Origin of the sequence: Klebsiella oxytoca (assembly GCF_009707385.1) — a bacterium.
Classification (GTDB): domain Bacteria; phylum Pseudomonadota; class Gammaproteobacteria; order Enterobacterales; family Enterobacteriaceae; genus Klebsiella; species Klebsiella oxytoca_C.
Map to the genome: position 1 here is coordinate 1,308,711 of NZ_CP046115.1, position 20,985 is coordinate 1,329,695.

Annotated in this window: 18 protein-coding genes; 10 read left to right on the top strand and 8 right to left on the bottom strand. The window is 52.9% G+C overall.

The features are described 5' to 3' along the window. Position 1: 1 nt before the first annotated feature. The 6 genes from GJ746_RS06090 to GJ746_RS06115 all read right to left on the bottom strand — a co-directional run bounded on the left by GJ746_RS06090 (position 2) and on the right by GJ746_RS06115 (position 6,469). Positions 2-331, bottom strand: coding sequence for a cytochrome o ubiquinol oxidase subunit IV (locus GJ746_RS06090; RefSeq protein WP_154679381.1), 330 nt, complete (start codon positions 329-331; stop codon positions 2-4). Beyond that, positions 331-942: a cytochrome o ubiquinol oxidase subunit III gene (locus GJ746_RS06095; RefSeq protein ID WP_154679382.1), complete on the bottom strand. Its 612-nt coding sequence runs from the start codon at positions 940-942 to the stop codon at positions 331-333. Before GJ746_RS06095 ends, GJ746_RS06090 begins: the two co-directional genes overlap by 1 nt. Continuing rightward, on the bottom strand, positions 932-2,923 hold the full coding sequence (gene cyoB / locus GJ746_RS06100; protein WP_154679383.1) for a cytochrome o ubiquinol oxidase subunit I: 1,992 nt from the start codon (positions 2,921-2,923) through the stop codon (positions 932-934). The genes GJ746_RS06095 and cyoB overlap by 11 nt, the downstream gene beginning before the upstream one ends. A 19-nt stretch (positions 2,924-2,942) precedes the next feature. Next, the gene (gene cyoA, locus GJ746_RS06105; protein ID WP_154679384.1) at positions 2,943-3,890 is read right to left on the bottom strand and encodes a cytochrome o ubiquinol oxidase subunit II; all 948 of its coding nucleotides are present in this window, start codon (positions 3,888-3,890) and stop codon (positions 2,943-2,945) included. A 479-nt stretch (positions 3,891-4,369) separates the two neighbouring features. Continuing rightward, positions 4,370-5,845: a muropeptide MFS transporter AmpG gene (ampG, locus tag GJ746_RS06110; RefSeq protein WP_154679385.1), complete on the bottom strand. Its 1,476-nt coding sequence runs from the start codon at positions 5,843-5,845 to the stop codon at positions 4,370-4,372. A gap of 45 nt (positions 5,846-5,890) precedes the next feature. Then, entirely contained in the window at positions 5,891-6,469 is a 579-nt protein-coding gene (locus GJ746_RS06115; RefSeq protein ID WP_154679386.1) for a lipoprotein, read from the bottom strand. A 303-nt stretch (positions 6,470-6,772) separates the two neighbouring features. On the opposite strand from GJ746_RS06115, the gene bolA reads away from it, so the two are divergent. The 9 genes from bolA (at position 6,773) to GJ746_RS06170 (ending at position 17,217) form a co-directional block, all read left to right on the top strand. Beyond that, a complete protein-coding gene (bolA, locus tag GJ746_RS06125; protein WP_154679388.1) occupies positions 6,773-7,090 on the top strand; it encodes a transcriptional regulator BolA in 318 nt (105 codons plus the stop codon). A gap of 347 nt (positions 7,091-7,437) precedes the next feature. Beyond that, positions 7,438-8,736: a trigger factor gene (gene tig, locus GJ746_RS06130; protein ID WP_154679389.1), complete on the top strand. Its 1,299-nt coding sequence runs from the start codon at positions 7,438-7,440 to the stop codon at positions 8,734-8,736. 315 nt (positions 8,737-9,051) lie between these two features. Next, positions 9,052-9,675, top strand: a complete 624-nt coding sequence (gene clpP / locus GJ746_RS06135) for an ATP-dependent Clp endopeptidase proteolytic subunit ClpP (RefSeq protein WP_003021624.1) — start codon at positions 9,052-9,054, stop codon at positions 9,673-9,675. A gap of 132 nt (positions 9,676-9,807) precedes the next feature. Next, positions 9,808-11,082, top strand: a complete 1,275-nt coding sequence (gene clpX / locus GJ746_RS06140) for an ATP-dependent protease ATP-binding subunit ClpX (protein ID WP_004099538.1) — start codon at positions 9,808-9,810, stop codon at positions 11,080-11,082. A gap of 183 nt (positions 11,083-11,265) precedes the next feature. Continuing rightward, positions 11,266-13,620 (top strand): endopeptidase La, encoded by a 2,355-nt coding sequence (gene lon / locus GJ746_RS06145; protein WP_154679390.1) that lies wholly within the window; start codon positions 11,266-11,268, stop codon positions 13,618-13,620. A 207-nt stretch (positions 13,621-13,827) separates the two neighbouring features. Then, on the top strand, positions 13,828-14,100 hold the full coding sequence (gene hupB, locus GJ746_RS06150) for a nucleoid-associated protein HU-beta (protein ID WP_002444653.1): 273 nt from the start codon (positions 13,828-13,830) through the stop codon (positions 14,098-14,100). A gap of 213 nt (positions 14,101-14,313) precedes the next feature. Next, on the top strand, positions 14,314-16,188 hold the full coding sequence (gene ppiD, locus GJ746_RS06155) for a peptidylprolyl isomerase (protein WP_154679391.1): 1,875 nt from the start codon (positions 14,314-14,316) through the stop codon (positions 16,186-16,188). A 148-nt stretch (positions 16,189-16,336) separates the two neighbouring features. Next, on the top strand, positions 16,337-16,705 hold the full coding sequence (locus GJ746_RS06165) for a helix-hairpin-helix domain-containing protein (RefSeq protein ID WP_154679392.1): 369 nt from the start codon (positions 16,337-16,339) through the stop codon (positions 16,703-16,705). 110 nt (positions 16,706-16,815) lie between these two features. Beyond that, positions 16,816-17,217 (top strand): YbgC/FadM family acyl-CoA thioesterase, encoded by a 402-nt coding sequence (locus tag GJ746_RS06170; RefSeq protein ID WP_154679393.1) that lies wholly within the window; start codon positions 16,816-16,818, stop codon positions 17,215-17,217. Positions 17,218-17,561: 344 nt separating this feature from the next. Here the strand turns inward: GJ746_RS06170 and queC are convergent, their stop codons facing one another. After that, positions 17,562-18,257 carry a 7-cyano-7-deazaguanine synthase QueC gene (queC, locus tag GJ746_RS06175; protein WP_154679394.1) on the bottom strand — a complete coding sequence of 232 codons (696 nt, stop codon included), beginning with the start codon at positions 18,255-18,257 and terminating at the stop codon, positions 17,562-17,564. A gap of 66 nt (positions 18,258-18,323) precedes the next feature. Further along, a complete protein-coding gene (locus tag GJ746_RS06180) occupies positions 18,324-20,024 on the bottom strand; it encodes an SgrR family transcriptional regulator (protein WP_154679395.1) in 1,701 nt (566 codons plus the stop codon). A 126-nt stretch (positions 20,025-20,150) separates the two neighbouring features. Here GJ746_RS06180 and cof point away from each other — a divergent pair, with 126 nt between their 5' ends. Continuing rightward, a complete protein-coding gene (gene cof / locus GJ746_RS06185; RefSeq protein ID WP_154679396.1) occupies positions 20,151-20,954 on the top strand; it encodes an HMP-PP phosphatase in 804 nt (267 codons plus the stop codon). The last annotated feature ends 31 nt before the right edge of the window (positions 20,955-20,985 follow it).

Genomic DNA, 20,985 nt, shown 5'->3' on the forward strand with positions numbered 1-20,985 from the left:
CTTAGTGCATCATCATGTTGTAGTTCAGGTTCCACATAATCCAGATGGAACCGACAACTACGATAGCAATGATGATTACGGTGAAGATAAATGCGGTCAGGTTCCAGCCTTCGTCCGATTTACTGTTCATGTGCAGGAAGTACACAAGGTGCACCAGAATCTGCACAACCGCAGTGACCAGGATGGTTCCCAGGATAGCCGCATGCGATGCGGAGCCACTCATCACCATTGCAAACGGGATAACCGTCAGAATGATCGACAGGATGAAACCTGTCATGTAGCTCTTCACGCTGCCGTGAGAAGCGCCGCTATGATCGGTAGAATGACTCATTACATCGCCCCCATCAGATAAACAACAGAGAACACGCAGATCCACACGACGTCCAGGAAGTGCCAGAACAGGCTCAGGCACAGGATACGGGTGCGGTTGGTGCTGGTCAGGCCACGACGAGAAACCTGTACCATCAACACTGCCATCCAGATCAGACCTGAGGTCACGTGCAGACCGTGGGTACCGACCAGCGCAAAGAACGCTGACAGGAAGCCGCTGCGATCCGGGCCCATACCTTCAACAATCAGGTGATGGAATTCATAGAGTTCCATCGCGATGAAGCCTGCCCCGAAGAGGAAGGTCAGCGCCAGCCAGGAAACCACCTGGCTCTTGTTGTTTTTGTACATGGCGATAGCCGCCATGCCGTAGGTGATGGAGCTGAATAACAGCAGCGCGGTTTCAACCAGAACGAACGGCAGTTCGAAAATATCTTTACCAGTCGGACCGCCCGCCGTGCCGTTCACTAGAACGGCATAGGTAGCGAACAGAGTGGCGAAGATAATGCAGTCGCTCATCAGGTAGATCCAGAAACCGAAAACCTTCATCGGTCCTGTATCATGGTGCCCGTGTTCGTGCGCGTGGGCGTTATGCGCAAGAGTATCAGTTGCCATTTTTCAGCCCTGCTTTGTTAATCTCATCGAAATGCTGATTTTCCAGTTTTTCGACTACTGCAACCGGCACGTAGTAATCCACGTCCTCGTCAAAGCTCTTAATAATCCAGGCCACCAGGATACCGGCGAAGCTAGCAATCGCCATCCACCAGATGTGCCAGATCATTGCGAAACCAAACACCGTTGCGAAAGCAGCAATGACGATGCCCGCGCCGCTGTTTTTCGGCATATGAATCTCTTCATAGCCAGCCGGTTTCTTATACGCTTCGCCTTTTTCTTTCATTTCCCAGAACGCGTCACGCTCGTGAACGACAGGAACGATAGCGAAGTTATAGAATGGCGGAGGTGAAGAGGTTGCCCACTCCAGAGTACGGCCGCCCCATGGGTCGCCGGTCAGGTCACGGTTCTGCTCGCGATCGCGGATAGACACGTAGAACTGAATCAGCTGGCAGAGGATACCGCACGCGATCAGCGCTGCGCCGCAGGCTGCAACAACCAGCATCGAGTGGAACTGCGGGTCAATCTGCTGGCTGAGACGACGGGTCATACCCATGAAGCCCAGCACGTACAGCGGCATAAATGCGATGAAGAAGCCGACGATCCAGAACCAGAAAGCGCGCTTGCCCCAGGTTTCGTTCAGGGTGAAGCCAAAGGCTTTCGGCCACCAGTAGGTCAGACCCGCGAAGCAACCGAATACCACGCCGCCGATGATGACGTTATGGAAGTGCGCGATCAGGAACAGGCTGTTGTGCAGTACAAAGTCTGCGCCCGGTACCGCCAGCAGAACGCCGGTCATACCACCTACGGAGAAGGTCACGATGAAGCCAATCGTCCACAGCATTGCGGAGTTGAAGACGATGCGGCCCTGGTACATGGTGAACAGCCAGTTGAAGATCTTAACCCCGGTCGGGATAGCGATAATCATGGTAGTAATACCGAAGAAGGCGTTTACGTTCGCGCCCGCACCCATAGTAAAGAAGTGGTGCAGCCAAACGATGAACGACAGAACGGTAATACATACTGTTGCCCATACCAGCGAGGTGTAGCCAAACAGACGCTTACGCGAGAAGGTTGCAGCGATTTCAGAGAAGACCCCGAATACCGGCAGAACCAGAATGTACACTTCAGGGTGACCCCAGGCCCAAATCAGGTTGATGTACATCATCATGTTGCCACCCATATCGTTGGTAAAGAAATGGGTGCCCAGGTAGCGGTCCAGGGTCAGCAGCGCGACGGTGACGGTCAGAATTGGGAAGGAGGCGATAATCAGGATGTTGGCGCACAGAGATGCCCAGCTAAATACCGGCATCTTGAACATCGTCATGCCAGGGGCACGCATCTTGATAATCGTTACAAAGAAGTTAATACCAGTTAGCGTTGTACCAATACCGGATAGCTGTATAGCCCATATCCAGTAATCGACCCCGACTCCCGGACTGTACTCAATTCCCGATAGCGGCGGATAGGCCAGCCAACCGGTCTGCGCGAATTCACCGACGCCCAGAGAAAGGTTAACCAGGATCACGCCCACAACGGTGAACCAGAAGCTCAGGTTGTTGAGGAACGGGAAAGCAACGTCTCGCGCGCCGAGCTGAAGTGGAACCACCAGGTTCATCAGGCCGATAACGAATGGCATCGCTACGAAGAAGATCATGATAACGCCGTGGGCGGTAAAGACCTGATCGTAGTGGTGAGGCGGCAGGAAGCCTGCTTCCCCGGCTGATGACAGCACCTGCTGGCTACGCATCATGATGGCGTCAGCAAAACCACGCAGCAACATGATGATTGCTACGATGACGTACATGATACCGAGACGTTTGTGGTCAACCGAAGTCAGCCACTCGTTCCAAAGGTAGGACCACTTACCGAAGTAAGTGATGGCAGCCACAAGCGCCAGTCCCCCAATGATAATTGCAGCCACCGTGACCATAATAATGGGTTCATGGTAGGGCACTGCATCCAGTGTAAGTTTTCCCAACATCGTTTTCTTCCTCGGCCCCTTAGTGAGCGGTTTCCGCGTGGCTCATGTTCATGCCTTCCATTCCTTCGTGCGCTGAGTGCTCGCCCTCCGGTTGGGACATATCCATGCTCTCGCCGTGAGACATAAATTTGTTAACAACATCTTTAAACAAATCAGGCTTCACGTTAGAGAAGTATTCCACTTTGTTGTATTCGCTAGGCGCAGCCAGTTTGTCGAATGTATCCATAGAGTCCATGGCATTCGCAGACTGTTTGGCTTTCGCTACCCACTGATCGAAGGTTGCACGATCCGGCGTGGCGATAGCTTTGAACTTCATTCCTGAGAAGCCCGGGCCGCTATAGCTGGCGGAGATACCGTCGTAAGTACCAGGTTCGTTCGCAATAAGGTGCAGCTGAGTTTGCATCCCGGCCATTGCGTAAATCTGGCTGCCTAAACGTGGGATAAAGAACGAGTTCATCACGGAATTGGAGGTCACTTTAAAGTGTACCGGTACGTTCGCCGGGAAGGCGATTTCGTTGACGGTAGCAATACCTTGTTCCGGATAGATGAAGAACCACTTCCAGTCCATCGAAACGACTTCGATAACAATTGGTTTTTCATCGTGAGCAAGGGGTTTGCTCGGCTCTAATGCGTGAGTTGTTTTCCAGGTCAGAACGGCCAGGAACAGAATGATCAGAATAGGAACCGTCCAGACCACCGCTTCAACTTTGTTGGAGTGTGACCAGTTCGGGCTATACTTCGCATCTTTATTGCTCGCACGATACTTCCAGGCAAATCCTACTGCCATCAAGACGGCTGGAATAACGACGATCATCATCAGGCCAAAAGCCGTCAGAATCAGAGAGCGTTGCTCCAGTCCAATCTGTCCTTTTGGGTCGAGGAGCGCAGAATCGCAGCCACTGAGTAATACAGTTCCTGCGATTAATGACATCCATCCCAAACTTTTATTGTATTTCCTAAGTCTCATTGAACGACCTCAATTCCACGGAATTTGGTGGCGCTTAAAGTGTACGGGCATTTTACGGGAAGGTTGCATTACTGTAAACATCGTTGGAGCTGTGTCTGTTCTGTGTTAGCGGCTTCTGCTTGGTTTGTCACATATGTTACTAAGTATGACGTAATCGCTTGCAAACCTTGATTTGCGCGGGATCCATCCCGAAAGGGATAAGAACGAAAGTGTTTATAAGAGAAAGAGCATAACGGCCCGTAAAACAACACAATTAATTAACAATTAATTATCAAATAACAGACATTATAAAAATGGAAAATAAAATCAGCTGAGCTGAATCGGTTAAATTATTTAAAGATTCGAATTAAAAATGCCAATAATTTCCAGAAATCTAAAACGCACAAAACAACAAAACTGTGCTGGGGAAAATAAAAACGTTAATAAGACGTTATAATTACGTTTCGTAATTACAACGCCCACTAACGTTTCGGCGTGATTTAAATCAGCTCAGTTTTGCGTAAAGCCAGATAGTCGAGAATGGCCCCGAGTAAAATACCCATAACGGCGGTGAATACGCCGATTTCCAGCAGGCTGGCAAGGAAGGAAAAGTTGGTGTAATCCAGCGCGTTCAGCACCAGCAGTAGCAGCCAAATCGCCAGCATCAGGCAGCCAGCGGCCAGAATGATTAATGCTACCCCGTAAGACTGAGGAAAAAGCGTACGCGGCATAAAGCTCTCAGATCTTTGGGTGTGCTCCAGGGTACGTCGACAAATTAACAACAGCACAATGCCTGGTACTGCGGCGACTACGGAAAAGAGGTAGAAGGCTGGCCAGCCGTGAGCCTCAACAAACCATCCGGCGATTGGCCCGACGTAAACCCGCCCGACGGCGGAAAGCGCCGAGAGTAAAGCAAACTGGGTGGCTGAAAATGATTTATTGCATAGCGTCATTAGCAGCGCGACGAACGCCGCGGTACCCATCCCGCCACACAGGTTTTCGAAAAACACCGCCGTTGCCATAGAGAAAAGGTGCTTATCGGTAACAGATAGCAGCCAATACCCGGCGTTGGAGACCCCTTGCAGAATACCGAAGATCAGTAGCGCGCGGAACAGGGTCAGGCGCTGCATAAGCACGCCGCCATAAAGCGCTCCGACGATGGTGGCGAACAGGCCGAGCGTTTTATTGACCATCCCCACTTCGCCAGCGTCGAAACCGACGCCGCGAATCAGGAACGTGGTGGTCAGGCTCATGGCAAAAGCGTCGCCAAGCTTATAAAGGACGATTAGCAGCAGAATGAGCCAGGCGTTGTTGCGGCCAAAGAAGTCGCGCAGGGGCGCGGCAACCGCCTGTTCCAGCGTTTTCGGCACCGGAATGACGTCGCTGGGTTCCGGGGCCAGCAGCGTTGCAATAATGCAGGGGATCAGCAGCGCGGCCATCAGCCAGTACATTCCCTGCCATCCTAACCAGCGGTCGGCCAGCCATAGCGCCAGCCCGCCGGAAACCAGCATCCCCAGACGATAGCCCAGGACGCTGATGGCCGCTCCGGTTCCACGCTCTTCGGCGGTCAGCACGTCAGTTTTCCAGGCGTCAAATACGATATCCTGAGACGCGGAACAGAAGGCGATAACGACCGCCAGCGCCGCCATCCAGCGCAATTGAGTCGAGGGTTCAAGGAATCCCATTGCCGCAATGGCGATAAGCAACAGGAATTGAGTCGCCAGCAGCCAGCCGCGACGACGGCCAAGAAACGGCGGCGTGTAGCGGTCCATCAGCGGTGACCAGAGGAATTTAAAGACGTAAGCCTGACCGACCAGTGAGAAAAAACCGATGGTTTTCAGATCGATATTCTCAACGGTCATCCACGCCTGCAGCGTACCTGAGGTCAGGGCAAGCGGTAATCCAGAGGCAAAACCGAGGATCAGCAGAATGGCTGATTTTGGCTGCGTAAAAATGCGTAAGTAATGATTGGGCATGTCATGTCGTGCAGACCCGACGCGAGGCCGGGTCTGCTACTCATATTAACGAGCGTTTTGCTTGATGAAATCGTGAATGCTGGTGTCCTGGGCCATATCGGCGATAGTGTCGGTCATAACGCTATTAACCGCATCGGCGATATTTTTGTTTGAAGCCTGGAAAGCGCCTTCAACAGAGTAGCTGGCACGATAGTTTTTGGTCATCTTGTTGCCGTTTGCGGCGGTGGCGATGATGGCGATATCGGCTTTGGTCGCGATGTTGTAGCGTACGTTGCCCTGAGATACGTCGGCGTAGAGTTTATTGACGATAATTTGCAGATCAACGGCGCCGTTCGGACCAATCATATAGCCGCGCGAGGTCATCTGCTTCTCCAGCACTTCCTGCAGTAAAAAACGCAGATCGCGGGAGGCGGTCAGGGTGACCTGCTGGTTATCGCGAGTCACTTTTGCCAGCGCCTGATCCGGACGCTGATCGGCGCCGTTAATACTGACCGTAACGCCCATCAGGCTTGGGTCCTGCTGCGGCAGGGTGATTTTCGGTGAAACATCAATCGTGGTCGGCGGAGTGGCGCATCCGGCCAGCATAAACAGCGCGACCAAAGGAAAAAGAATTTTCTTAAACATATTCAGGGTCTCAACGCATGGGAGTAATAATGAGGAAAATTCCCGCCATCATAACATCGCCAACGGCAAGGGGAAGTGGCAACGCATGTAAATTCATCGTCTTGTGCGTTTTCTGTCCTTGCAGCATCTGTTCTCGCAATTCAGGCGGAGCTTACGGAACGCAGAATCAGTAAAGCCGATGCTTTTGTACGAAAATATCGGAGGAATGCTAATTTTTTGTTGTTTTCGCCCGATGGAAGCGGTAAAAGCGGCTAACATTTAAAGGGAATGGCGGCAATACAGCGTTGTCGGAGGAGAAAATTCATGATGATACGTGAACAGATCGAAGCAAAACTTAGGGCAGCGTTCGACCCGGTGTATCTTGAAGTCGTGGATGAAAGTTATCGCCACAACGTTCCTGCGGGCTCTGAAAGTCATTTTAAAGTGGTGTTGGTGAGCGATCGCTTCCTCGGCGAGCGTTTTCTTAATCGTCACCGTATGATTTACGGAACATTGAGTGAGGAACTGGCAAGCACCGTGCACGCTCTGGCGCTGCATACCTACACAAGCAAAGAGTGGGAAGGGCTACAGGATACCGTCTTTGCTTCTCCTCCTTGTCGCGGAGCAGGAAGCATCGCGTAGAAATCGCATTTGCAACCGCTGGAGCTTTTCCAGTATGTTGCGTGAAGATTTATGAGAAAACGGCCTGCGGGCCGTTTTGTTTTGTCTGAAAAATATGCGTTTCGCGCATTTTTACAGGCAAATTTGCTCGGGAAATGTGAAAAAAGCCGCAGCAGTGGGTGACAACCGTTCTCGACTCATAAAAGTGATGCCGCTATAATGCCGCGTCTTTTATTATGAATGTCTTCGGGATGATTCTGACGACAGGGAATGTGTTTCTGATTTGAAGAGGGCATCCCGGTTCTGCGAAGCAACCTGTTCGCGCTTCCAGAGTTGACCGAGCACTGTGATTTTTTTGAGGTAACAAGATGCAAGTTTCAGTTGAAACCACTCAGGGCCTTGGGCGCCGTGTAACGATTACTATCGCCGCTGACAGCATCGAGAATGCTGTCAAAAGCGAGCTGGTCAACGTAGCGAAAAAAGTTCGCATTGACGGCTTCCGCAAAGGCAAAGTGCCGATGAATGTTGTTGCTCAGCGTTATGGCGCATCTGTTCGCCAGGACGTGCTGGGTGACCTGATGAGCCGTAACTTCGTTGACGCGATCATCAAAGAAAAAATTAATCCGGCCGGCGCGCCGAACTACGTTCCGGGCGAATACAAGCTGGGTGAAGACTTCACCTATGCGGTAGAGTTTGAAGTGTATCCGGAAGTTGAGCTGCAGGGTCTGGAAGCGATCGAAGTTGAAAAACCGGTTGTTGAAGTGACCGACGCGGACGTTGACACCATGCTGGAAACCCTGCGTAAGCAGCAGGCTAACTGGAAAGACAAAGACGGCGCTGTTGATGCAGAAGATCGCGTTACCGTTGATTTCACCGGTTCCGTTGACGGCGAAGAGTTCGAAGGCGGCAAAGCGACTGACTTCGTACTGGCGATGGGTCAGGGTCGAATGATCCCGGGCTTTGAAGACGGTATCAAAGGCCACAAAGCTGGCGAAGAGTTCACCATCGACGTGACCTTCCCGGAAGAGTACCACGCTGAAAACCTGAAAGGTAAAGCGGCGAAGTTCGTTATCAACCTGAAGAAAGTTGAAGAACGCGAGCTGCCAGAGCTGACTGAAGAGTTCATCAAACGTTTTGGCGTTGAAGATGGTTCCGTAGCGGGTCTGCGCGCTGAAGTACGTAAAAACATGGAGCGCGAGCTGAAAGGCGCCGTGCGTAACCGCGTTAAGTCCCAGGCTATCGAAGGTCTGGTAAAAGCTAACGATATCGACGTTCCGGCCGCTCTGATTGACAGCGAAATCGACGTTCTGCGCCGTCAGGCTGCTCAGCGCTTCGGTGGTAACGAGAAACAAGCTCTGGAACTGCCGCGTGAGCTGTTCGAAGAGCAGGCTAAGCGCCGCGTTGTCGTTGGTCTGCTGCTGGGCGAAGTGATTCGTACCAACGAGCTGAAAGCTGACGAAGAGCGCGTAAAAGGCCTGATCGAAGAGATGGCTTCCGCGTACGAAGATCCGAAAGAAGTGGTTGAGTTCTACAGCAAAAACAAAGAGCTGATGGACAACATGCGCAACGTTGCGCTGGAAGAGCAGGCTGTTGAAGCCGTGCTGGCGAAAGCTAAAGTGTCTGAAAAAGCCACTTCCTTCAGCGAGCTGATGAACCAGCAGGCGTAATCTCGCCTCAAGGTTTAAGGTTTGAGTAAAAACCCGTTGCCGAAAGGCTGCGGGTTTTTTTATTGCAATGATAGCCTCAGGATGGATGCGAAAAGGCGATTTCAGTGATAGCGTTACGACAAAAGATTGTTATGCTTGAATTATGGCAACGTCATCCCCATAACCGGGAGACGTAACTGCATTGGCATAATCATGCGCCGTAACGAAGCGTGCATCTATGCACTTCTGCCCGACAGCAGAAATTCTGGCTGATAATCCGTCCGTAAGGTTACAATCAGTGCAGCGGTTTTTTTCAAATTAATCCAGGAGACGGAAATGTCATACAGTGGCGAACGAGACAACTTTGCACCCCATATGGCCCTGGTGCCGATGGTCATCGAACAGACCTCACGCGGCGAACGTTCATTTGATATTTACTCCCGTCTGCTCAAGGAGCGCGTCATTTTTCTGACCGGCCAGGTAGAAGATCACATGGCTAACCTGATCGTGGCGCAGATGCTGTTTCTGGAAGCGGAAAACCCGGAAAAAGATATCTATCTGTACATTAACTCTCCGGGCGGGGTGATTACCGCCGGGATGTCTATCTATGACACCATGCAGTTCATTAAGCCTGACGTGAGCACCATTTGTATGGGCCAGGCGGCGTCTATGGGCGCATTCCTGCTGACCGCCGGTGCGAAAGGCAAGCGTTTCTGCCTGCCGAACTCTCGCGTCATGATTCACCAGCCGCTGGGCGGCTACCAGGGTCAGGCGACGGATATCGAAATCCACGCTCGCGAAATTCTGAAAGTGAAAGGTCGCATGAATGAACTGATGGCACATCACACGGGTCAGTCTCTTGAGCAGATCGAGCGTGATACCGAGCGCGATCGCTTCTTGTCTGCCTCAGAAGCAGTGGAATACGGCCTCGTCGACTCCATTTTGACTCATCGTAATTGATGCCCCAGGCGCAAGGGTGCCGCTATACTTGTTTGTAAGAGGGCGGCACAACGCTTACCAGCGGTTTGCGCCTGAGAATGGCATTTGCGTCGTCGTGTGCGGCACAAAGAACTTAATAAGAGGTTTGGACTCATGACAGATAAACGCAAAGATGGTTCGGGCAAACTGTTGTACTGCTCTTTTTGCGGCAAAAGCCAGCATGAAGTGCGTAAGCTAATCGCCGGGCCATCCGTGTATATCTGCGACGAATGCGTTGATTTATGTAACGACATCATTCGCGAAGAAATTAAAGAAGTCGCGCCGCATCGCGAGCGCAGTGCATTGCCGACTCCTCACGAAATTCGCCACCATCTGGACGATTACGTTATCGGCCAGGAGCCGGCGAAAAAAGTGCTGGCAGTTGCGGTATACAATCACTACAAACGTCTGCGTAACGGCGATACCAGCAACGGCGTTGAGCTGGGTAAAAGCAACATTCTGCTGATCGGGCCGACCGGCTCCGGTAAAACGCTGTTGGCTGAAACGCTGGCGCGTCTGCTGGATGTTCCTTTCACCATGGCCGATGCCACCACGCTGACCGAAGCCGGTTACGTGGGTGAAGACGTTGAGAACATCATCCAGAAACTGCTGCAGAAGTGCGACTACGACGTGCAGAAAGCCCAGCGCGGCATCGTATACATCGATGAAATCGACAAAATTTCCCGTAAATCGGATAACCCGTCGATCACCCGCGATGTGTCCGGCGAAGGCGTGCAGCAGGCGCTGCTGAAGCTCATCGAAGGTACCGTTGCTGCCGTTCCGCCGCAGGGTGGTCGTAAGCATCCGCAGCAGGAGTTCTTGCAGGTTGATACCTCAAAGATTCTGTTTATCTGCGGCGGCGCGTTCGCTGGTCTGGATAAGGTTATTTCCCATCGCGTAGAGACTGGTTCTGGTATTGGTTTCGGCGCGACGGTTAAAGCGAAGTCTGATAAAGCCAGCGAAGGCGAGCTGCTGTCTCAGGTTGAACCGGAAGATCTGATCAAGTTTGGTCTGATTCCTGAGTTCATTGGTCGTCTGCCGGTAGTGGCGACCCTGAGCGAACTGAGCGAAGAAGCGCTGATTCAGATCCTCAAAGAGCCGAAAAACGCCCTGACCAAGCAGTATCAGGCGTTATTCAGTCTGGAAGGCGCGGAACTGGAGTTCCGTGATGAAGCGCTGGACGCTATCGCTAAGAAAGCGATGGCGCGTAAAACCGGCGCTCGTGGCCTGCGTTCTATCGTTGAAGCCGCGCTGCTGGATACCATGTACGATCTTCCATCTATGGAAGACGTCGAAAAAGTGGTGATCGATGCTTCAGTCATTGATGGTCAAAGCAAGCCATTGCTGATTTACGGTAAACCAGAAGCACAGCAGGCATCTGGTGAATAATTAACCAGTTTGCTCAAGCAGTTAACAAAAAGGGGGGATTTTATCTCCCCTTTTGTTTTTCATGCATTCCCGCCGTTGAATGTATGGAATACATCCCCATATACTGGATTACATATTAACGGCGACGCGTCGTTGAGTTGCGTCGTCGGCTACCTGGCGGACTTTAAACTAAGAGAGAGCTCTATGAATCCTGAGCGTTCTGAACGCATTGAAATCCCCGTATTGCCTTTGCGCGATGTGGTGGTTTATCCGCACATGGTCATACCCCTGTTTGTAGGGCGGGAAAAATCTATCCGTTGTCTCGAAGCTGCCATGGACCATGATAAAAAAATCATGCTGGTTGCGCAGAAAGAAGCCTCGACGGATGAGCCGGGTGTAAACGATCTTTTCACCGTCGGGACCGTGGCGTCTATTTTACAAATGCTCAAGCTGCCGGACGGTACTGTTAAAGTGCTGGTCGAAGGCTTGCAGCGCGCGCGCATCACTGCGCTGTCTGATAATGGCGAACATTTTTCGGCGAAGGCGGAATACCTTGAATCGCCGGCGATTGACGAACGCGAGCAGGAAGTGCTGGTTCGTACCGCTATCAGCCAGTTTGAAGGCTACATCAAGCTGAACAAAAAAATCCCTCCGGAAGTGCTGACGTCGCTGAATAGCATCGACGATCCGGCGCGTCTGGCGGATACCATCGCTGCGCATATGCCGCTGAAGCTGGCGGACAAACAGTCCGTGCTGGAGATGTCCGACGTTAACGAGCGTCTGGAATATCTGATGGCGATGATGGAGTCAGAAATCGATCTGCTGCAGGTTGAGAAGCGCATTCGCAACCGCGTCAAAAAGCAGATGGAGAAGTCTCAGCGTGAGTACTATCTGAATGAGCAGATGAAAGCCATTCAAAAAGAGCTCGGTGAGATGGACGACGCTCCGGACGAGAACGAAGCGCTGAAGCGTAAGATCGACGCGGCGAAAATGCCTAAAGAGGCAAAAGAGAAGACCGAAGCGGAACTGCAAAAACTGAAAATGATGTCCCCGATGTCGGCGGAAGCGACCGTCGTTCGCGGCTACATCGACTGGATGGTGCAGGTACCGTGGAATGCGCGCAGCAAGGTTAAAAAAGATCTGCGTCAGGCTCAGGAGATCCTCGATACCGACCACTACGGTCTGGAACGCGTGAAGGATCGTATCCTTGAGTATCTCGCGGTGCAGAGCCGTGTTAATAAGCTCAAAGGGCCAATCCTGTGCCTGGTAGGGCCGCCGGGGGTAGGTAAAACCTCGCTGGGCCAATCCATCGCCAAAGCAACCGGACGTAAGTACGTGCGCATGGCGTTGGGCGGCGTACGTGATGAAGCGGAAATCCGCGGTCACCGCCGTACCTATATTGGATCTATGCCGGGCAAACTGATCCAAAAAATGGCCAAAGTGGGCGTTAAAAACCCGCTGTTCTTACTCGATGAGATCGACAAAATGTCTTCGGACATGCGCGGCGATCCGGCATCAGCGCTGCTGGAGGTGTTAGATCCGGAACAGAACGTGGCCTTTAACGATCACTATCTGGAAGTCGATTACGATCTCAGCGACGTAATGTTTGTGGCGACCTCTAACTCCATGAACATTCCGGCACCGCTGCTTGATCGTATGGAAGTGATCCGTCTCTCCGGTTACACCGAAGATGAGAAGCTGAATATTGCTAAGCGCCACCTGCTGTCGAAACAGATTGAGCGTAACGCGCTCAAGAAAGGCGAGCTGACGGTTGATGACAGCGCGATTATCGGCATCATTCGCTACTACACCCGCGAAGCGGGCGTGCGTGGTCTGGAGCGTGAAATCTCGAAACTGTGCCGTAAAGCGGTTAAACAGCTGCTGCTGGATAAATCACTGAAACATATCGAGATTAACGGCGATAACCTGCATGATTTCCTCGGCGTGCAGCGCTATGACTATGGCCGTGCGGATAGCGAGAATCGCGTAGGCCAGGTTACCGGTCTGGCATGGACGGAAGTGGGCGGCGATCTGCTGACTATTGAAACCGCCTGCGTTCCGGGTAAAGGCAAGCTGACCTACACCGGTTCTTTGGGCGAGGTTATGCAGGAGTCTATTCAGGCAGCGCTTACCGTGGTTCGTTCGCGTGCGGATAAGCTGGGTATCAACTCAGACTTTTACGAAAAACGCGATATCCACGTTCACGTACCTGAAGGCGCAACGCCGAAGGATGGCCCAAGCGCCGGTATCGCCATGTGTACCGCGTTGGTTTCCTGCCTGACGGGTAATCCGGTGCGTGCCGATGTGGCGATGACCGGGGAGATTACCCTCCGCGGTCAGGTGTTGCCAATCGGTGGTCTGAAGGAGAAACTGCTGGCCGCACACCGCGGTGGCATTAAGACTGTTCTGATTCCTGACGAAAATAAACGCGACCTTGAAGAAATTCCGGATAACGTTATCGCCGATTTAGATATCCATCCGGTGAAACGAATCGAGGAAGTTCTGGCACTTGCACTGCAGAACGAGCCGTTTGGCATGGAAGTCGTCGGCGCAAAATAGTGATTTCGCGCAAATAGCGCTAAGAAAAATAGGGCTGGTGAGTAAATTCGTACTTGCCAGCCTTTTTTTGTGTAGCTAACTTAGATCGCTGGCAGGGGGTCAATTACAACTCTGTTGTAAGGGCATGACAGTCCTGATATAACTGCTGCGCGGTCGCGCCATGAAGGATTCTGGTGCGATATAAATTATAAAGAGAGGAAGAGAACAGTGAATAAATCTCAACTGATTGACAAGATTGCTGCCGGTGCGGACATTTCTAAAGCCGCAGCTGGACGTGCGTTAGATGCTTTAATCGCTTCTGTTACTGAATCTCTGCAGGCTGGGGATGATGTTGCGCTGGTAGGGTTTGGTACTTTTGCTGTTAAAGAGCGCGCTGCCCGTACAGGCCGCAATCCGCAAACAGGTAAAGAAATCACCATCGCTGCTGCTAAAGTACCGGGTTTCCGTGCAGGTAAAGCGCTGAAAGACGCGGTAAACTGATCGACTTCCCCACTGGGGTCTGTGACGAAGTACAAGGGCGCATCGCAAGATGTGCCTTTTTTATTTGTCAGAATGAGACTTAATGTGAGTTTATACGCACTTGTGGGCTGACAATCACCCCGTTTTCTTGTCAAAATACGTCCTCACGCGCGGCGGCTATCACATGCTATGCTGCGCGAGCAAAAGTCATCTACAGCGGAGCGTTGTTACACCATGATGGACAACCTACGCACGGCCGCCAACAGCGTCGTGCTCAAGATTATTTTCGGTATCATTATCATCTCGTTCATTTTGACCGGGGTGAGTGGTTACCTGATTGGCGGTGGTAACAACTATGCCGCGAAAGTTAATGACCAGGAGATTGGTCGCGCACAGTTTGAAAATGCCGTTGCCAACGAGCGTAATCGTATGCAGCAGCAGCTCGGCGACCAGTTCTCAGAACTGGCGGCCAATGAGAATTACATGAAGACTATGCGTCAACAGGTGCTGAACCGCCTGATTGACGAGGCGCTGCTTGACCAGTATGCCCGTGAACTCGGTCTCAGCATCAGCGACGATCAGGTTAAGCAGGCCATCTTCCAGACCCAGGCTTTCCAGGCAGAGGGCAAATTTGATAACGAGCGCTTCAGCCGCATTGTTAATCAGATGGGGATGACGACGGACCAGTATGCACAGGCATTACGCAACCAGTTGACCACTCAACAGCTGATTAACGCCGTAGCCGGTACAGACTTTATGCTGCCGGGCGAGGCCGATCAGCTGGCAGCTCTGGTTTCTCAACAGCGTGTAGTACGCGAAGCGACTATCGATGTGAACGCGCTGGCGGCTAAGCAGACGGTAACCGACGATGAAATCAACGGGTTCTGGCAGCAGAATCAGGCGCGTTTTATGGCGCCCGAGCAGTTCCGCGTGAGCTATATCCAGATGGACGCTGCCAGCATGCAGGAAAACGTCTCTGATGAAGAAATTCAGTCATGGTACGACCAGCATCAGGACCAGTTCACTCAGCCGCAGCGTAACCGCTACAGCATCATTCAGACCAAAACCCAGGCAGATGCTCAGGCAGTGCTTGATGAGCTGAAAAAAGGCGCTGATTTCGCCACGCTGGCAAAAGAAAAATCTACCGATATTATCTCTGCTCGTAACGGCGGTGACATGGGCTGGCTGGAAGATGCAGCTACCGTGCCTGAGCTGAAAGATGCCGGTCTGAAAGAACAAGGCCAGCTCTCTGGGGTTATCAAATCTTCCGTAGGTTTCCTGGTAGCACGTCTGGATGATGTTCAGGCTGCGCAGGTCAAACCGCTGGCTGAAGTTCGCAATGACATTGCGGCGAAAGTGAAGCAGGAAAAAGCCCTGGATGCGTACTACGCGCTGCAGCAGAAAGTGAGCGAAGCGGCAAGCAACGACAACGAATCTTTGGCTAGCGCAGCCCAGGTTGCAGGCCTGAAAGTGGTTGAAACCGGCTGGTTTGGGCGCGACAACCTGCCGCAGGAGCTGAATTTCAAACCAGTTTCAGAGGCTATCTTCAACGGTGGTCTGGTTGGTGGAAACGGTTCGCCGGGCAGCAACTCCGATATCATCACCGTTGACGGCGATCGCGCGTTTGTTCTGCGCATTAGCGAGCATAAATCGGAAGCGGTGAAACCGCTGGCGGAGGTAAAAGCGCAGGTAAGCGATATTGTGAAGCACAATAAAGCTGAACAGCAGGCGAGGCTGGACGCCGATAAGCTGCTGACGGCCCTGAAAGAGGGCAAAGGCGACGAAGCGATGAAAGCCGCCGGACTGAGCTTTGGTGCGCCGCAGACGCTGTCACGCACCGGTCAGGAGGCGTTGAGCCAGGCTGCCTTTGCGCTGCCTCTTCCGCAGTCGGGTAAACCAAGCTATGGCGTAGGTTCTGACCTGCAGGGCAACGTTGTTCTGCTGGCGCTGGACGAAGTGAAAGCGGGTACGATGCCGGAAGAGCAGAAAAAAACGATGATTCAGGGGATCACCCAGAACAACGCCCAGATTGCTTTCGAGGCGCTGATGAGCAACCTGCGTAAAGCGGCGAAAATTAAGCTCGGCGACATCATCGATCCGCAACAATAATTTCGTGCTGCTTCGCAAAAGCAAGTAACGTCATGTAACACCTGAAGGCCGCTTTCGCGGCCTTTTCCATTTCTGTATTTTGCCTTTTGTACTCTTTTTTCCTCGTCGCTATTGTGACCTTGCTGTCTACAAACAAGGAGATAACAGCATGAAACGAGGATTGAAAACGTTTATTGTCGCCGCCGTACTGGCATGCGCGGCGGGAAGCCAGGCCGCGATGGCAGCCCCTTCCAGCGGGAAAACGTCGGCGACGACAAAAGAGAACGTGCAGGCATCGCAGGCAAAGGCGCCTGATGCGCTGAACGCGACCGATAGTGAAGGAACCAGGGTCAGTATCAATAACGCCAGCGCGGAAGAACTGGCTCAGGCTTTGAACGGTGTCGGTCTGAAGAAAGCGCAGGCTATTGTGAGCTATCGTGAAGAGTATGGGCCATTTAAAACCGTTGACGATCTCAAGCTGGTGCCTGGGATGGGCAACTCACTGGTAGAGAGAAATCTGTCACATCTGAAGCTGTAAATTCTTAGCGGAGGTTTGCACAGTCGCTTTTTTTTGCCAGACTGAAGAGGTCACACCAGTGGTGTGACCTCTGACCTCAAAACAACAACTAAAGATAAGGCATTTGCGCTATGCAGACACAAATCAAAGTTCGCGGCTATCATCTCGACGTCTATCAGCACGTCAACAATGCGCGTTATCTGGAATTTCTCGAAGAAGCGCGCTGGGATGGTCTGGAAAACAGCCCGGCATTCCATTGGATGACCGCTCGTAACATCGCCTTCGTTGTAGTGAATATCAATATCAACTATCGCCGACCGGCGGTATTAGGCGATGTGCTAACCGTTACCAGCAAGCTTGAACAACTCAACGGAAAAAGCGGCACCTTGAGTCAGGTTGTGACCCTTAATCCTAATGGCGAAGTGGTAGCCGATGCGCTGATCACCTTTGTCTGCATCGATCTTAAAACCCAGAAAGCGCTACCGCTGGAGGGAGAACTGCGCGAGAAGCTGGATCAGCTGGAGCCCCGTTAGCAGGTCAGCCGGAGGTATCAGTCCCGGAGGCGGTGCTGCGCACCTGTCCGGGCTACATCTCCCCAGCAGCCAGCGAACCGGTAGCCCGGGCAGGCGCATCGCGCCGCCCCCGGGAGCAAGGGCCAGAATGCGGCATAACTTCCCCCGAACTGCGGCTGCGTACCGGTTCGGGCTACATCTCCCCAGCAGCCAGCGAACCGGTAGCCCGGGCAGGCGCATCGCGCCCCCCCCGGGAGCAAGGGTCAGAATGCGGCATAATTTCCCCCGAAGTGCGACTGCGCACCGGTTCGGGCTACGCACTTTCAGCCACCAGTGCTTCCATCGGGCTATCGGGAAATAAGCGGCTACTGTAGCCCTGTTTTCTGCTTCATCACCGTCATCACCCCAACCTTATCACCCAGATACTGGTTCAGGCCGTTGGCGCGAAGATGACAGGCGGCGCACTGCCCGCAGCCGTCGCCTTTAATGCCGTTATAGCAGGTCAGGGTTTCATGGCGCACTAGCTCTAACTGGCCCCAGTAATCGGCTAAGGCCCATGTTTCTGCTTTATTAAGCCACATCAGCGGCGTCTCAAAGCGAATATCTTTCGCCATTCCGAGGCTGACGGCCTGGTGCAGCGCTTTGACAAACTCATCGCGGCAGTCCGGGTAGCCCGAAAAGTCGGTCTCACAAACGCCGGTGATAATAGCTTCCGCCTTCACCTGATAGGCGTAAATCGCCGTCAGGGTTAAAAACAGAATGTTGCGGCCTGGGACGAAGGTATTGGGAATGCCGCTGGCGTCTGGTTCATAATCCGGAACCGGAATGCTATCGCGAGTCAGGCTGCTGACCGCCAGTTCATTGAGCAACGTGACATCAAGGACTTTATGGGCGACGGTCCCCAGCTTTAGCGCCAGTTCGCGAGCAACGTCAATCTCCGCACGGTGGCGTTGGCCATAATCAAAAGTGACGCAATGCACTTCATCATACTGTTGCAGAGCCTGCACCAGGCAGGTCGTCGAATCTTGTCCTCCGCTGAAGACAACTACGGCGCGTTTCATGGTAATTCCTGACAATCGAAGTGAAGCGCATATGGTAGCGTCTGATGAGCATGACCACCAGCTCTGTCACGGCGTTGAGGCCGGTAGCCAGGCTTTGGCGAAATCAAACCAGCCGCGAGCGTTCAGGCGTAGCCCGTTAACCCCCGGCGGCGCGCTGATGCGATAATTATAATTAAACAGCGGCGTCATGATGGCATCTTCCATCAGGTCGTTAAAAACGTTGCGCAAAGCTTCGCTGCGGCTGCGTGCGTCTGGTAAGGCCTGAACAGCATCCAGCGTTGCCTGGAGATGAGCGTATTGCGCCCCGGTCAACAAATTAGGCCATAACGCATCGCAGCGTAACCACTGCTCCAGAGCATACTCTGGCGCTTCGCCAATCAGGCGGTCACCCATCATCAAATCCGCCCGCGCAAAATGTTGGCAACCATCCCAGTTTTTTGCATCGTGAAAAATAATCGTCAGCTCACAGCCTTGTTCAGCCAGTCTTAGCCGGAGTTGCTCCGCCATGGCGTGAAGCTCTACGGGCAGGTGGTAAAGCAGGGTTAGTTGTTCAGGTAACGGGATGTCGAGATTTTCTGTCCACTGTGGAATCGACCAGCCCGGTAATACCTCGTTGCTTGGCGCAATCAGATCTTCATCCAGCGGCAGAGTTTCTAACAGCGTTGTACGATGAATCAACGATACAAGCCGACGGGCCTGCGCTCTATTAAGGCGAGGGCTCTGGCGCAGCGTCAGATAACAAAAGCCGAGACTGATGCTATTGCTGACCTGACGCAGCCTGGTCAGCTCGTCAGGATCGCCAATGGTTATCTGAACCGGATGACGGCAGCTGGTGCCCAGATCCTGTTCAAACAGCTGCGGCGTGATCCAGAACTCCACGGCCTGCAGCAGCGGATGAGATAGATGATAGCGCTGATGATTTTCCAGCCTCACCAGTTCCGGGGTAAACAGTTTCAGGCGGAATGGTCCGCTGCCGATTGCCGGATCGTCCGGGTGCGCCAGTACGCTGCAGTAGCTGGCAAGCCGAAAGGGCAGCCAGTAATCAGCGCGATGCAGAAGAATAGTCAGACATTGAGAGTGGGGGACGCTAATCTCGCTGATACTGGCGAACAGCGTACGCAGAGCGGGTAGCTCTAGCAGCATCAGTAGCCGCCGCTGTAGCTGCGAAGTTTCAATTGGATCGCCGTTATGCCAGAACAAAGTTGAACGAATATAGAAGTGCCAGCGCAGACCGTCGGGCGATACCTCCCAGTGATGGGCTAAGTCTCCCGCTGGATTGGTACTCTGCGCATCGAATCGGGTCAGGCCGGAAAATATTTCTCCGGCAAGATGCTGTTCCGCCCGTCCGGGCATAAAACCCGGATGCAGCGGTTCCAGCGGACGATAGTAAGGAATACGCAGAGTCGGGGTATTGTTTTGCCATTGGCCGCCGAGAAACGGGGAGAGCAGCGCTTTGAGCTCCACTGGCGCAAGCTGGGCCAGTTCGAGAGCGTTTTGCTGCTGCCCCTTATTCAAAGCCTGTTCCATCATTTCATTGCGCAGGGTCTCCGGCGCTTTATAAAACTGCAGCAAGCCGCGCTTTCCGCGCCCGGAGCTGGCCTGCCAGCTGAGCCAACCGGCCTCCTGGGCCTGGCGCAGCAGAGTTCGAATATGGCGTTCGCTACAAAAGCAGCGCTCCGCCAGTTCGCCAACGGTGACCTGCTGCGGTTCACCGTTTGAGGGATGCCAGAGTCGCTGGTACTGCTGCAGACGGTTTAATAGCCTCATACTGGATTAACCCTGCGATAGATCCGGAAACCCGGAACAATAAAATTCATCTATTCACTATTACTTCCGTATATCTCAGGCAATACTGCAACACAAGCAAAATCCACCACCATTTGGGAGCAGGACATGGCAAAACTGGCTGCATTTGATATGGACGGAACGCTGCTGATGCCGGATCATCGTCTGGGAGAAAAAACGCTCTCAACGCTGAAACGCCTGCGCGACCGCGATATTACCCTGACTTTCGCTACCGGCCGTCATGCCCTGGAAATGCGCCATGTTATTGGCGAGTTTGCTCTGGATGCGTTTTTAATCACCGGCAACGGGACGCAAGGTGAAGAGCTATATCGTCGCGATCTTGCTCCTGATGTTGCTGAAGAAGTGCTGCACAGCGCGTGGGAAACGACGGCCAGTATGCATTTCTTTAACGACGGCGGCTGGTACACCGGGCGGGAAATCCCTGAACTCCTGAAAGCACACGTCTTTAGCGGCTTTCGTTACCAGCTGCATGATCCAAAGCGAATGCCGGCGCATCAGATTACCAAAATTTGCTTCTGCGGCGATCATGACGATCTGCGTCGGCTGCGGATCCAGCTGAATGAAGCGCTGGGCGGGCGCGCGGATCTCTGCTTTTCGGCGATGGATTGCCTGGAAGTTCTGCCCGGCGGCTGTAACAAAGGCGCGGCGCTGGCGGTACTAAGCCAGCATCTTGGTCTGACACTGCAGGATTGTATGGCGTTTGGCGACGCCATGAACGATCTGGAAATGCTTGGCAGCGTAGGGCGCGGGGTGATTATGGGCAATGCGATGAATCAGCTGAAAACAGAACTCCCGCATCTACCGGTTATTGGCGACTGCCGCCATCAGGCCGTCTCCCATTTTTTGACTCATTGGCTGGATAATCCTGATCTTCCTTATTCCCCCGAATAAAGAGACCCTGCCAGCAAGCCAGATATCCTGT